General features: G+C 52.4%; 12 protein-coding genes. 8 read left to right on the top strand and 4 right to left on the bottom strand.

Going from position 1 to position 13,835, the window contains the following annotated elements; translation table 11 throughout:
- The first annotated feature begins 125 nt into the window (after positions 1-125).
- The 5 genes from PsAD13_RS12815 to PsAD13_RS12795 all read left to right on the top strand — a co-directional run bounded on the left by PsAD13_RS12815 (position 126) and on the right by PsAD13_RS12795 (position 5,033).
- The gene (locus PsAD13_RS12815) at positions 126-410 is read left to right on the top strand and encodes a putative quinol monooxygenase (protein ID WP_057465947.1); all 285 of its coding nucleotides are present in this window, start codon (positions 126-128) and stop codon (positions 408-410) included.
- 426 nt (positions 411-836) lie between these two features.
- Complete coding sequence (locus tag PsAD13_RS12810; protein ID WP_082830661.1) at positions 837-1,307, top strand: cupin domain-containing protein; 471 nt, start codon at positions 837-839, stop codon at positions 1,305-1,307.
- An 11-nt stretch (positions 1,308-1,318) separates the two neighbouring features.
- Positions 1,319-2,806 carry an NAD(P)/FAD-dependent oxidoreductase gene (locus PsAD13_RS12805; protein WP_063318451.1) on the top strand — a complete coding sequence of 496 codons (1,488 nt, stop codon included), beginning with the start codon at positions 1,319-1,321 and terminating at the stop codon, positions 2,804-2,806.
- A 302-nt stretch (positions 2,807-3,108) separates the two neighbouring features.
- Positions 3,109-4,599 (top strand): hypothetical protein, encoded by a 1,491-nt coding sequence (locus PsAD13_RS12800; protein ID WP_063318393.1) that lies wholly within the window; start codon positions 3,109-3,111, stop codon positions 4,597-4,599.
- Between the two features lie 197 nt (positions 4,600-4,796).
- Complete coding sequence (locus tag PsAD13_RS12795) at positions 4,797-5,033, top strand: hypothetical protein (RefSeq protein WP_057465945.1); 237 nt, start codon at positions 4,797-4,799, stop codon at positions 5,031-5,033.
- Positions 5,034-5,101: 68 nt separating this feature from the next.
- On the opposite strand, the gene PsAD13_RS12790 is transcribed toward PsAD13_RS12795, so the two are convergent.
- Positions 5,102-5,980: a DMT family transporter gene (locus tag PsAD13_RS12790; RefSeq protein ID WP_063318392.1), complete on the bottom strand. Its 879-nt coding sequence runs from the start codon at positions 5,978-5,980 to the stop codon at positions 5,102-5,104.
- Between the two features lie 146 nt (positions 5,981-6,126).
- Here PsAD13_RS12790 and PsAD13_RS12785 point away from each other — a divergent pair, with 146 nt between their 5' ends.
- Positions 6,127-6,627, top strand: coding sequence for a MarR family transcriptional regulator (locus PsAD13_RS12785; RefSeq protein ID WP_063288222.1), 501 nt, complete (start codon positions 6,127-6,129; stop codon positions 6,625-6,627).
- A 205-nt stretch (positions 6,628-6,832) separates the two neighbouring features.
- Here PsAD13_RS12785 and PsAD13_RS12780 read toward each other — a convergent pair whose 3' ends face one another.
- Positions 6,833-7,936: a zinc ABC transporter substrate-binding protein gene (locus PsAD13_RS12780; protein ID WP_063318391.1), complete on the bottom strand. Its 1,104-nt coding sequence runs from the start codon at positions 7,934-7,936 to the stop codon at positions 6,833-6,835.
- A gap of 248 nt (positions 7,937-8,184) precedes the next feature.
- Between PsAD13_RS12780 and PsAD13_RS12775 the strand changes: the two genes are divergently transcribed.
- Both PsAD13_RS12775 and PsAD13_RS12770 read left to right on the top strand, forming a co-directional pair.
- Positions 8,185-8,664, top strand: coding sequence for an Lrp/AsnC family transcriptional regulator (locus PsAD13_RS12775; RefSeq protein ID WP_057465942.1), 480 nt, complete (start codon positions 8,185-8,187; stop codon positions 8,662-8,664).
- A gap of 243 nt (positions 8,665-8,907) precedes the next feature.
- Entirely contained in the window at positions 8,908-10,029 is a 1,122-nt protein-coding gene (locus tag PsAD13_RS12770) for a saccharopine dehydrogenase C-terminal domain-containing protein (RefSeq protein ID WP_057465941.1), read from the top strand.
- A 97-nt stretch (positions 10,030-10,126) separates the two neighbouring features.
- Here the strand turns inward: PsAD13_RS12770 and cydC are convergent, their stop codons facing one another.
- Positions 10,127-11,866, bottom strand: coding sequence for a thiol reductant ABC exporter subunit CydC (gene cydC, locus PsAD13_RS12765; RefSeq protein ID WP_063318390.1), 1,740 nt, complete (start codon positions 11,864-11,866; stop codon positions 10,127-10,129).
- The gene (gene cydD, locus PsAD13_RS12760; protein WP_063318389.1) at positions 11,863-13,668 is read right to left on the bottom strand and encodes a thiol reductant ABC exporter subunit CydD; all 1,806 of its coding nucleotides are present in this window, start codon (positions 13,666-13,668) and stop codon (positions 11,863-11,865) included. Before cydD ends, cydC begins: the two co-directional genes overlap by 4 nt.
- Between the last annotated feature and the right edge of the window lie 167 nt (positions 13,669-13,835).

Raw genomic sequence — 13,835 nt, 5'->3', positions numbered from 1 at the left:
ACTACTTTTCTGGAGTAAGCCTTAGTATACTTCTTGTACCTATAGGCCAAAACTGTGCGTACTTGTTATTGATATAGCGTCTATATAGGTTCTCTGCCAGCAAAACAAAAGAGAGGATTGCTCCTATGACTTTGACCATCGTCGCCAATATCCATGCCGCTAAGGGCAAAGAAGATCTTGTGAAGGCAGAGCTTGAGAAGCTGATTGCGGTAACGCGCGCTGAAGCTGGTTGCCTGCAATATGACCTGCACGTGGACAATGAAAATTCTGGTCACTTCATGTTCTATGAAAACTGGGAGACCCGTGAGCTGTGGCAGGAGCACATGAATGCGCCGCATCTGGCTGCTTACATGGTGGCAACAGAGGGCGCCGTTGACGCGTTTACTGTAAACGAGATGACACGCATCTAACAGCTGCTACGAGTATTTTGCAGAGTCTTTCCAATGTTGTGAGGGCTCTGCATAATTTTATCGCACATTGTAAAAACCGAAACCTTCTCAGACTAATCCCAGCAAATCCCGCTGGTTACGTCCTTCCCTATGCGTTCTACACTTTTCATTTCATCCTCCAAAATCGATAGTTTGTAGAGCCCCATAACATTTTAAGCTTGAACTATCTCTCCTCGCAGATATCATTGTTTTAAGTTTAAAAAAGAATCTATCCAGACTAGGTAAATATTTATCTCGCATCTGCGAGATAAACCTGACCAACGCCGCCTAAATCTCTAGTATTTCTATGTATTCATGACGGAGGAATTGCGGAGATAGATTGATAAATTTTCAAAATAAGTAATCAGAGCTAAGCAGCCACTTTATTCTATTGATGAGGAGGGAATTATGTCTGATCAAGTCTTGATGCCGGAAGGTGCTTTGCAAGGTGTGACGCTTGTGGGGGAAGGCCTTAATGACAACACCAGCTGGAATGTTGTTGGACATACATACACACCTAAAGTGCTGACCGAGAACGTGTTTATCTGGCATGCAACTATTCCGGACGGGACCTTTGTGCCACCGCACATTCATCCAACGCAGGATGAGTGGATTACAGTTTTGACTGGTGCGCTTGAGGTGGAGTTTGGGGAAGCTTGCCACAAAGCGGGACCGGGAGACACAATCAGAATGCCACGCGGAATTGCGCATGGGATCTTCAACCGCTCCGGCGATGAAGCAACCTGTGTGTTTGGCGTGGCCCCTTCCCGCAAGCTTTATGATCTGTTTGAGGCCCTGGACGGCGTAACAGATCCAGAAGAGCTTGTGCGCATCTCTGCCTTGCATGAAGTCGACTTTTTACCGCCACCAGCGGAATAAAGGTGGCTGACATGGTGAAGAAGAAGAAAGTTGCTGTCATTGGCGGCGGCGTGAGCGGTCTTGCGGCTGCCAAAGCCTTTGACGAACGTGGGCACCGGGTGTTCGGCTATGAGCGCACCCACGATTTTGGCGGGGTCTGGGAGCTTTCCAGATCCTATCCGGGGGTGCAGACCCAGTCTCCAAAAGATCTGTATTGTTATACGGATCATCCTATGCCCAAGGAATATCCGGAATGGCCCAAGGGGCCGCAAGTGCATGCTTATCTGCATTCCTATGCTCGCAAGCACAAGCTGCATCGGTTGTTTCAGCTGAACACGCCGGTCCTTTCCATGGACCGCCGGGAGGACGGCCAGCCAGGATGGACACTGACGCTCGATGCGGCAGGGCAGGTTCGCAAAGAAGACTTCGATTTTGTCGTCATCTCAACGGGACAGTTTTCTGAAAAGAACATTATCAGCCATCCGGGACAGGACAGTTTTGAGACGCAGGGCGGGCATGTCATGCACTCATCCGACTATACCGACCCTTCCCTTGCTAAAGGCAAGCGGGTGGTGGTGCTGGGCGGGTCCAAGTCAGCAACAGATGTGGCGGTGAACGCGGCGAAGAACGGGGCCTCTCAGGTAACATTGGTGTATCGTGAGCCAGTGTGGCGGGTGCCGTATTTTGTGGGTGGCATCAACTTCAAACGGCTGCTTTACATGCGGGCACAGGAGTTGCAGTTCAACAGCTGGGGCAGAAATCCGCTGCAAAAGGCAATGGCTGCGATTGCGAAACCGTTGATCTGGGCGAATTTCCGCGGTCTTGAGATGTTGCTGAAGCTTCAGTTGGGGCTAAAGAAGTGGGATATGGTACCGAAGGTGCCGATTGAGAAGGACATCTCCTGCTCGATTCCCATTGTCACCCCAGGGCTGTTTGAAGGGTTCAAGAGCGGCATTATCAAGCCGGTTCAAGGCACGATTGATCATTATGAAGATGGTCAGGCAGTACTGACGAGCGGCGATAAAGTGAGCTGTGATGTTTCGGTGCTTGCTGTGGGGTGGAAGCTGGGCATTCCGTATCTGGCAAAAGAGTATCGTGACAAGCTGATTGAAGAGGACGGGCAGTATCGGACCTACCGTCTTTCTGTAAACCCTGACCTGCCAGAAATGGGGTTTGTGGGCTTCAATTCCAGCTTCTGCACGGTGCTTTCTGCAGAGATGATTGCCAACTGGCTGGTGCGCTATGCGGATGGGCAGCTGGAGAAGCAACCAACGGATGGACAAATGCGTCAGAACATTGATGAGATGCTGGATTGGCGACGTGATGACCGACCAGCAGCTCAGGTTTATGGTGGATTGTGCTCAGCTCCATTCCACTTCAAGCATTTTGATGAACTGCTGGAAGATATTGGAGCGGCCAAACGCAAGCGCAGTAATCCTGTTGCGGAGCAGTTCTCTTATCCCAATGCGCAAGCCTATGGGAATTACCTTAAGTCAGCTCCGCAGTATCTTGCACAATAACAACATCGTGAGACGCCGTCATCTGTTAAGCCTGTAGCGCTAAATGGTTGTTTCTCGCGTATAATCTCTAAATGTCTCTCCAGTGCCTTCAGTTTTGCTGAAGGTGCTGGAGAACCACCTTTAAACGGTGATCAGCGGCGTTTTAATCAAACCACTTGCAACATAACAATGCCGATATAACCATTGTGATCTTTGTGAACGCTCCTCTCAATATTTTATCGATTATTTTAAACCCCATGCAACACGGCCCAGACATTGTCGTGAGATGAGAATAAATGGTCATCTGTCTGAGGAGTGTGTCGATGCTTGGTGGTGCACAACAACAACCTGAGAGTTCAGGAAATCAAGACGAGCTGAGCTGGGCGAAACGCGTATGTCAGCATCTTGGTATCGATTTTCCTGATAGTGTGCAGCAGGCTGAGCAAATAGAAGCCAGCATGCCCAAGGCTGATGTGCTGAGCGTTGCTGACAACAAAGCCGTTGAAGCATCGATGGCGCAGATTGCTTCTGATAGTCCGGCAGCACACAAGACAGCTGACAGTCTGATCAAGAGCATTGTGACCGTGTTCACGCGGCTTGAAGGTGACGACGAGCTCAAAGGTATGATGGATGCCATGCAGGCTTATACGGGCGACAATCCGAAATACGGTGTTGTCGGTCAGCTGGGTGCTGGTGGTTTTACCAAGATTGTCGACGGTGCCAAGAAGGGCAAAGAAGATAGCGACGTGACAATCCGCGAAAAAGGCACGGCCTATTTCGATTTGTCCAACTCCTCCGCTTTCCGAAAGGCCATGGAGAAGATCTATCACTCCCCCGAACTTCAGGAGAAGATGAAAGACATCATCGACATCGATTACTTGCACAGCTTCAAGTTTGGCCGCCCTCGTGGCGCTGGACCGGACAGCACTGCTCCAGATGAGTTGAAGCTTTACACTTATCGGAACGAGAACAAGCAAAACGCCTCGGAGAACCCAGAGCTCTACGGCGAAGTGCCGGGCAGTGACCAAGTTGACGGACCCGTTCCGCAGAATGATGCACTGGCAGGTCAGAGCCTGACAGCGAACCAGCGGAAGTATCGTGAGCGCGGCAAGAAAGGCGGCGATGGTGCGTGGGCAACGGCTGCTGATCTGGAAGCGAACAAACGCCTGACAGAACGCGAGATTAATTTTGCGAAGACCAACCCGCGTAATCGGCACGACAGAGAAGACTACCAGTTCAAAGAAAACAAACCTGTCAAAGCCGGTGAGATGCCGAAGGACAAGGTTATTGTTGAACACCAGCCCGGTTTTTCTGTTTGGGATGTTAAAGACGGCACAGGCTTTGCCAAGGATGCGGACCTGCACAACAAACCAACCGTTGCTGGTCCGTCCGGTACCACAGACCGCTTCCTCACCGGCATTCGCCTGCTGGGTAAAGGGGTGATGAAGGAACTGGGGCTGGAAGGTGACAATGCCGAGAACCAGGTGAAGGAACTGGGCAGATGGCTGGCGACCGGATATCTGGTTGGCGATGAGCACCACTCTGCTGTTGAGGTAAACCTGGGTGCTGCCAACCACGGTTTGAAGCCTCAATGGGGGTCTGATCTTTATACCGAACCGTTCTCCGAGCCGATCAAGGGCAAGGGCTTTGAGATCTCCAGTGAGGCAGTTGTTGATCAGCTTGAGACTAAGCTGGAAACAGCCGAAGAGGATGCCGTGAACAGAGACGCCTACCGCTTCGATCTGGAAGGCGGTTCCAAAGGTACGGTCTCCCCAGACGGTAAGGTCAAGGCACCACCAAAACCGAGCAGATAATCTGGTTTTCCATGCAAGACATCGCTTAAGCCGTGGTGTTTGGGCACAGAAAATTTCATCAAAAAATGAGCAGCCCAACCCCGTGTTTGGGCTGTTTTCATGCCCTCTCAGATTTAATCCTTAACATCCGTTAGGAGAATTTTAATGGAATCATTTCACAATGAGAACATAGGAAGAACATCGGGTGTTAGATAACTATGTCCAAGAAGTTTCAGTGGCGACAGCTTTGGAGAAATGTTCCGGATCACACTGTAGGGACAGGCGTTCTCAATACCGAGATGAGCATGCGGGTTCATCGCGAAGGTGATGATGAAGCCCGTAAGCCATGGCGGTGGGAGCTGCATCACAATGGTGTTGTGTGCAAAGGTGACGTCAACGACAAGGTTGAGGCCATGCAAAAAGCGCAGGATGCCTATATCGCTTACCTGCGCTAATCCATAGTTTTTCAATTTGGGGCGCTTATTCTTATCTGAAAATCAGAGTCGCCTTTCGGGAATGCGCTCTAACTGGTTGCAGCCGCATCTTTGGTTTGTGCCGCGACCTTTGCAGCGCTGGGTGTCTTCAGCGCAAACACGATACTTCCTAATACGATGAGAATGCCGACCCACTGGCGCAAACCAAATTGCTCCCCAACCAACAGCTGACCGCACAAAACCGCGGATACCGGATTGACCAGAGACAGGAAGCCAATGGTTGTTGGGTTGAGCTGCACGATCCCCTTCAGCCAGTTGACCGAAGCCAGACCCATTCCCAAAATGCCTATCCAGAAGAATGCCAGTGCCATGTTCAAGTCCGGCACTGGAGCTGCGCCTTCCAAAACAAGTGCGATTGGTACGGCGTAGAGGCCGCCTAATGTGACGTGCCAGCCTGTGTACGTTACCATGCTTGCATCTGGTCTGCCCCATTTGCCGCTGAGATAAACGCCCGTAAAGGTGCTCAGGCAAGCGGCCATTGCAGCACCGATACCAATCCAGTCCAGTTCAACAGCGCCGAGCAGCAGCATGCCGACACCGAACAGACCGATGAGAGATGCAATGAGCTGGCGGGCAACCGGTGTCTTGCCGTCCAGAATCCAGATGTAAAAGATGATCTGCAAGGGCAGTGTTGCCATAAGAGTTCCGGCCATTCCGCTTGGAAGGCGGAAAGCGGCGATGAACACAAAGAAGATCATGGAGAGATTGGTCAGACCGATGGTCATCGCTCTCTTGACCCAAGGACCTTTAAGCAAGCCCGGAGCAAACGCCAATAACAACAAGCCTGCGGGCAACAGGCGGTAGACCACCATCCAGACAGGGTCTTCTGCTGGCAAGAGCAACGTTGTAACGGCGTAGGTGGTGCCCCAAATTGCGGGCGTAAGCGCCGTGCGCAGTTGAACAAGCATGTACTTCGACCTCAATTATCTTGATCTCAAATTAATTCAATCTGATGCTTAGGATATATACGCAGATCCGTCAAGTATCTTGATCTCAAGTAATTCCTCTGCAATATACCTCTGTATTGCTGCAAGCCAGATTATTGAGAGTGACCATGACTGATCACGTTGCGCGCGTCGTGCGCCAGTGGAAGAGCGAATATCCTGAGGTGGATGCCAGCCCGATGTATGTGCTGGCCCGGATGATGCGCCTCAACATGCAGATCAACAAAGATCTTTCTGCAAACTTTTCAAAGTTTGGTCTGGCAACGGGTGATTTTGATGTTCTGGCAACGCTGCGGCGAAGCGGTGAACCTTACGCACTGCGCCCGACCGAGTTGACCAAATCCAGCATGTTGACTTCTGGCACCATGACCAGTCGCCTCGATAAGCTGGAAAAGCTGGGGTTGGTGTGCCGTAATCCCAATCCGGAAGATCGCCGGGCTCTGATGATCCATTTAACGGACAAAGGCCGCGCACTGGTGGAGGAAGCAGCCGCCGCGCACTTTGAGATGGAAGCTGAGATGCTCAAGATTCTGGATCCAGAAGATCGGGACGCGCTTGAGGGTATATTGGAAAGATGGAGCCACAGGCTGGAAGAAAACGGCACGATGTAATCTGCCTTAAGCTTGGGGCAGGCAAACTGCCTGCGCACGTTTCCTTCTTGCACATTCACTTGCGAAAACTGGCACTTGCTAAAACTGGTGAGGTCTTTGCAGTTGAGCTGGCCGCCTGTGGCTGAGTTGGGAGTATACAAAACAGACAGTGCTCGTTCACATTGCACTGCCTGTTCTGACCTATTGTTCTTGTTATCTCTTAGAATTATGAGTTGCCGGAGAGGCAGGTGTTGAAGGCACCACCCATTTGCTTAAGCAGCTCGGTGTAAAGCTGAGGGCCTGAATCCAGCGTTGATCCAAGAGGGTCGAGTTCTGCAGAGTTGACGCCTGTTCCCTCTTTCAGCACCGCAACCATGCGCGGATTGAACTGAACTTCAGAGAAGACACAGCTGACGCCCAAACCTTCCAGTTTCTGGCGAACTTCAGACAAACGCTTTGCTCCCGGCAGCACTTCCGGGCTGACAGTGACTGAGCCAACGGCATTGAGGTTATAGGCCTCTTCAAAATAACGGTAGGCATCGTGGAACACCACGAAAGGCTTGGTCCGGTTGCTTTTCAGATCAGCCTTCAGCGTCTCGGAGACTTTGGTGATCTCCTCTGCTTCCGCCTTTGCATTGGCTGCATACTTGGCAGCGTTTGCAGGGTCGGCCTTGGAGAGAGTTTCTTCAATCTCATGCAGCATGGCAATCGCATTTTGCGGGTCCAGCCAGATGTGCATGTCTACGGCTTCATCACCATGCTCATCGTGCGCCTCATGGTCAGCGTGTTCCTCATGCTTTTCATGATCAACGTGTTCTTCGTGCTTCTCATTGTCATGATCGGTATGCTCTTCATGCCCTTCGTCGGCATGTTCTGCATGTTCTTCTGCAGTATCACCGGCGTGTGCTGCATGCTCTTCAGCGGTTTCGCCAGCATGATCACCGTGGTCGTGACCTTCAAAGTTGCCACCTTCACGGAAGTTCAGGAGCGTGAGACCATGGGCATCTTTCAGTGTCACGATGGTTGCGCCGTCGGCAAGGTTCTCAAGCGGGGTCTCAAGGAAACTTTCCAACTGAGGACCGACCCAGAACACCACATCTGCGTTGGCGATCTTGCGGGCTGTTGACGGACGCAGGCTGTAAGTGTGCGGAGAGCCTGCCCCTTCCACCACCAGATCAGGCGTGCCTACGCCTTCCATCACGCTTGCCACAAGAGAGTGAATTGGCTTGATGGATGCCACCACGTTGACCTCGGCCTGAGCCAGAGCAGGAAAGGATACACTTCCGGCAAGAATACCGAGAATGCTTAGTGAACCTAAGAGATGCTTCATACGTCCCACAACCGCTTTGTTATAATATTACATTCGATTTGTTACTTTATAACGTCACATATTTTGGAGTGCAACGGCCTTTTTGCGATTTATGCAAGACTGGCAAAACTCAAAATGACGGGGTAAATACCCTATTGATCTCAGCAGGTTCGCTCAGCCCTCAGCCAGTAAACTGTTAGTTTTGCCTGATCCTACTGCCAAATTAACGAGATGCCTGTTATATTGCCGCAAAATTCAAAGGACTTTCTATGGCCGAGATTAAGGATGAGCTGGACCGCAAGCTAATTGCCATCTTGCAGGGAAACGCTCGGGAACCGGTGTCTTCTATTGCACGGCGGCTGGACGTTGCCCGCTCAACGGTTCAAGAGCGCATTGCCCGGCTTGAGCGCAAAGGCATCATTATCGGCTATACGGCGATTTTGGGAGACCAAGAGGACCAGAAGCGGGTTCAAGCTCTTGTGATGCTTTCCGTAGCGCAGCAACGCTCACGCGAACTGATTGCGCAGTTGGAGTCCTACCCTGAAATCCGCAGCTGTCTGACGATTTCCGGTGAATTTGACCTCTGCCTGATTGTGGAGCCTGACCGTCTGGAAGAGCTGGATGCCGTGCTGGACGAAATTGCCGCTATTCCAGGTGTTGAGCGCACGCGGTCCTCTATCGTGCTGACGAAGAAGTTTGAGAGGCAACGGCCTTTCATGCCTCAAAATACTTATAGCCTTGAGAAATAACAGCTCCTGCGCATTCGTATACTTCACCCATTCGATTTAATTGGCACTCCTCGCATGTTTTCTCAAACACGAATCGTGTGAGCACCGCACGTAAAAATCGTCATATTTACAATTTTAATGTCAATATGACATAGTTACCGTCATTTACACGAAATAAAACGTCATTTCGTCAAGTTGCCCCATAAACTCCGGCAGTGTTTTCACGTAGACTTATCGTCAATCGAAACAAGCTTGGAGGGGCTTATGAGCCGACATCATGTTGCTGTTGTGGGTGCAGGTAAGATCGGTGGGATGATCGCTGCATTGTTACAAGGTTCAGGTGATTATCAGATCAAGGTACTGGACCAGAGTGTGGAAGCGCTGAGTGCGCTGGACGTGCCGCATGTGACAACAGAAGCACTGGATGTGAGTGATCTGGGGAAACTCACAGAAGCTCTTAAAGGATGCGACGCAGTTATTTCAGCTGCACCGTTTTTCCTGACGCCGGTGATTGCGCAGGCCGCAAAAGATGCAGACTGTCACTATCTTGACCTGACCGAAGATGTGGCCAGCACTGCAGAAGTGGAGAAGATTGCAGAAGGCGCCAACAAGGCGTTTGCTCCGCAATGCGGCCTCGCACCCGGTTTTGTATCCATTGCTGGGTATGATCTTGCAAAGCAGTTTGACAGTCTTGAAGACCTGCATCTGCGTGTAGGCGCCCTGCCCCGTTATCCAACCAACAAGCTCAAGTACAATCTGACATGGTCCACCGATGGCCTGATCAACGAGTACTGCAATCCATGCCTTGCCATCGAGAACGGTGAGTTGACCAAGGTGCCAGCTTTGGCCGGTTTGCAGCATTTCTCTCTGGATGGCGTTGATTATGAAGCCTTCAACACCTCTGGTGGCTTAGGCTCTCTTTCTGAGACGCTGAAGGACAAGGTGCAGAGCCTTCGTTATCTCTCCATCCGTTATCCGGGTCACCGGGACATCATGGAGCTGCTGCTGAAGGATTTGGGCTTCATCAACAAGCGTGACTTGCTGAAAGAAGTGATGGAAGATTCCATTCCGGTCACCATGCAGGACCGCGTGCTCATCTTCATCACCGCCACAGGCATGAAAGACGGTCGGTTCCAGCAGAAGTCCTACTCTCACGTGGTCAATGACCGTGAGATCATGGGCAAGCACTGGAGCGGTATTCAGATCACCACTGCAGCCAGCATCTGTGCCACGCTGGATCTGCTCATGGATGGTAGTTTGAACGCCAAAGGCTTTGTGAAGCAGGAAAGTATCAACCTGGATGACTTCCTCTCCAATCGCTTCGGCGGCCTTTACAACAACGGTGGGTCTGATCACGAAACACCGGGGCGTCAGATCGCAGCTTGATGCTGTTTATCTGATCCGTTTTGCGATCATTGAGAGAACAAAAAAGCGCAGCTTCATTTCTGAGGCTGCGCTTTTCTTTTAAACTCAGTTGCCCGGATCAATCGTCGCGGAGGCGACCTTTGATCTCCTCAGACAATGGCAGGGTGACTTCCCCCAGCTTGCCGTCTTCAAGCACCAGAACCCGGTCAGCACCTTCCAGCTCGCTGGCGCGGTGGGAGACCATCAGGACTGTTTTACCTTTGGTCATGGCTCGGAAGGATGCGAGTACTTTGTCTGCGGTTGCGTGGTCCAGTCCTTCCGTCAGCTCATCCGCAATCCAGATTTCCGGATTACGCAAGTAGGCGCGGGCCAATGCCAGACGGCGACCTTCACCGCCCGACAGACCCAGACCACCTTCGCCCAGACGGGTTTCCAGTTTTTCCTGTCTGCCTTCGACAAGCTCCTTCAGACCAGCGTGGGCCAGTGCTTCCCAAAGCTCTGCATCGGTTGCATCTTCACGGGCAACGCGCAGGTTCTCCGCGATGGTGCTGTGGAAGATCTGCGTGCGTTGACCGACGACAGTCAAAGCAGCACGCAATTTATCTTCTGCCATACCGCTCAGCTCGACGCCGCCAATCTGGATTGCACCAGATTGCGGAGTTTGCAGGCGTGCAACGATGGCTGCGAGCGTGGATTTACCAGCACCACTTGGGCCGATCACGACTGTACGGCTGCCAGTTGGTAGAGCGAGGTCTACACCGTCCAGAATAGCAGCTGCCTTTGGTGTGTAGGCGAAGTGGATGTCTTTCAGGTTCAACGCATCTTTGCCAACCTCAAAAGAGGGTGTTTCAGAATTGCTGCGGGCGTTCTGAAGCGCTTCGCTGTCCTGTCCCACTGTGAGCAGGGAGCGGACGCGATCAGCTGCACCAGACATCTTGCTCCAGCTGCCTGCGCTGTTGGCGAGAGAGATGAGCAGTTCTGGTAGAGCAAGAGCTACAAACGCGAACAGAGCTATATGCTTCAGTTCCATCTGGCCTTGCTGATAGGAATAAGCGGCGAACAGGAACGTAACAGCGACCATCACCTGGCTCATGGTGCTCACCACAGCCTGATTTCGCATGTCTGTCAGTTCGTTCTGCTCTTGCACATCGTCCAGTTGGTTGACTGCTTTGAGTGCGGCAACACGCTGTTGCTCCAGACCGCCGAAGACGGAGAGGTCGCGGCGACCACGCACCAGATCAGACACGCGAACGCGCAGAGCATCACGCGCTGCATTGAGTTTGCGCGCCTGCGCCTTTTGGCGATGACCGCCTGATTTTGCCAAAATAGTAAGGCCTGCTGCCTGAACTGCCCCCAGAGCGATCGACGCCATTGGTGAGTACTGCCACAGGATAACCAGTGTCAGACCAGTGATGATAGTTGCAGAGGCCAGAGGCACCACAAGACGCAGGAACAGGCCATCGAGCTGGTCCACATCACTCACCACACGGGAGAGCGCCGTTGCGGAGCGTTGGCTCAGTGTGCCATTGCTTTCCCGGGCAACAAGACCGCGAAAAACGCCGGAACGCAGGTTCGCGAGAAAACGGAAGGTCGCGTCATGCGTGATCACCCGCTCAATATAGCGACCGAAGATGCGCATGGAGGCGTAAAGGCGGATACTGCTTGCCGCAGATGAGGTATTGAAAGCAACTGCACCTGCGGAGAGGCCAGCAAGGGCCGTTGCGGTGATGAAGTAACCAGAGACCGCCAGCAATGCGATGCCTGCTGCGGCTGGGAGGAATGCTAGGAACAGACCACCCCAGAATGCGAGCGGTTCTTCTTTTTGCAAAAGCCAGATGATGCGAAGGGACGATCTCATTGTTGTTCTCCTTCACGTTCACTCAGCTCATCCAGCACGCCTTCTTTTAAGGTCAGTACGCGGTCTGCAGAGCCGACAACGCGCGGATCGTGAGTTGCGACCAGAACTGGCTTGTTGTGTGCAAGTTTTTTAAGTGCAGCGACAACTTTTTGTGCGGTTGCACCATCGAGATCAGCGGTTGGTTCATCTGCAATGATCAGTCGAGCATCCTCACGCAGGGCAGCACGTGCCAACGCAAAGCGGCGACGCTCCCCTAATGACAAGCCCTTGCCGTCTTCACCAATCTGGCCTGAGAGGCCTCCCGGGATTTTGGCGAGCAACTCATCAACTGCAGCAAGCTTCAAAGCTTGTGTGAGTGTCGCATCGTCTGCTGACTGATCAGCGCGGCGCAGGTTTGCCCGCAACGTGCCGTGGAACAGCTCAGGATTTTGCGAAAGGACGGAGATGGACTGTTGCCAGTTGGTCAAGCCGTATGAGGTCAGCGGCAGTCCGCCATAAGCAATCTGGCCCTGATCAGCTGGCAAAAAGCCGAGAATGCAATCCATCAGGGTTGATTTACCGGTCCCACTCGGGCCTTTGACAACGACTAACTCCGGTTCGCCCAACGACAAGTTGACGTCAGCGAGGATCTTGCGGTGACCGCGGGAAACACTCAGATTTCGGATCGTCAGTGCACCGGTTGCTGGCAGTGGCACAACATCGAGGCCGGTCCCGATGATATCTGCCTGACCATCGTCCTCCAGCTGTTTTTGCAATTCAACGATATGATCTGCTGCTGCAATGCCTGCGGCGCGATCATGATAGGCTGCCGCAAAAGCGCGAAGTGGTGCAAAATATTCAGGAACGATCATCAGAACGAACAGACCACCGGCCAATGTGAGCGGTGAGCCATATGTACCGAAGCTCCAGTCTCCAAGGAGAGAGAAGCCGACATAGATTGCAGTGATGGCGATTGCAGCGGCACTGAACAGTTCCAGCGCAGTGCTGGAGAGGAAAGCAATACGCAATACACGCATGGTGGATGTGCGGAAGTCACCGCCCAGTTTGCGGATATCGTCCTCAGAGCGTTTCACCGCACCAAACAGACGCAAGGTTTCCATACCTCTGAGGCGGTCCAGCAGCAGCCCCCCCATATCGGCAAGAACACCGAGCTGACGGTCGCTGGCTTTCTTGGCACTGATACCAACGATTGCCATGAAGACCGGCACCAGCGGGCCAAAGATCAGCAGACATAGAGCTGCGAACCAACTGACATAGGCGACAGACGCAATCAAGACGAGAGGAACGAGTGAAAGGCGCGCCTGAATTGGGAGAAAACGGCCAAGATAAGGGCCGATTGCCTGAATGTGCTCCACCGCGATGGACGCGATTTTACCACTTGCAGGCAGTTCGGTTGCCGGTGACAGGTTGGTCAGATTGCTCAGCAGACTGGTTTCCAGTCTGTGGCGCGCCTTTGAGGCTGCGCGAACTGCGATCTCACCGCCCCTGATGCGCAGAAAATGGCGGATCACGGCTAAGATAAGTATAGAGGCTGTTGCATAGAATGGATCAAGGCCCGGTCCGTGTGGATCGATCAGGCCAGCGATTGCCAATGCCAATAATGCTGCCTGCGGAATCCAAAGGAGTTCCGAGAGGCCTTGTAACATTGCACCGCGTTTCACCAGTTTCATTTCCGGGCGAACCGCATCCTGCAGCCAAACCTGACCCGCGGATTTTTTGCGTCCACGTTTCTTGGCGGAGGCATTTGCCTCCGCAACGTCTGCATCAGATAGCTCTGTTACGTTTGCTAGGTTTTCAGTCATTCCGCTTGTCCGGTTCCCTCTTCGCCGGGGCATCTGCCTGTAATTCATAAAGACAATTTCCGAAAAAACTCTTCAATTGCCTAGACTTGCTTGCGCAATGGAATCGACCCGTCCGGTCTGTGATTGCAACACGCTCGTTAGAATTACTCCAGTTTTTTAATAAATCG

Origin of the sequence: Pseudovibrio sp. Ad13 (assembly GCF_001623225.1) — a bacterium.
Classification (GTDB): domain Bacteria; phylum Pseudomonadota; class Alphaproteobacteria; order Rhizobiales; family Stappiaceae; genus Pseudovibrio.
This window is presented reverse-complemented; position numbering and strand designations above follow the sequence as displayed.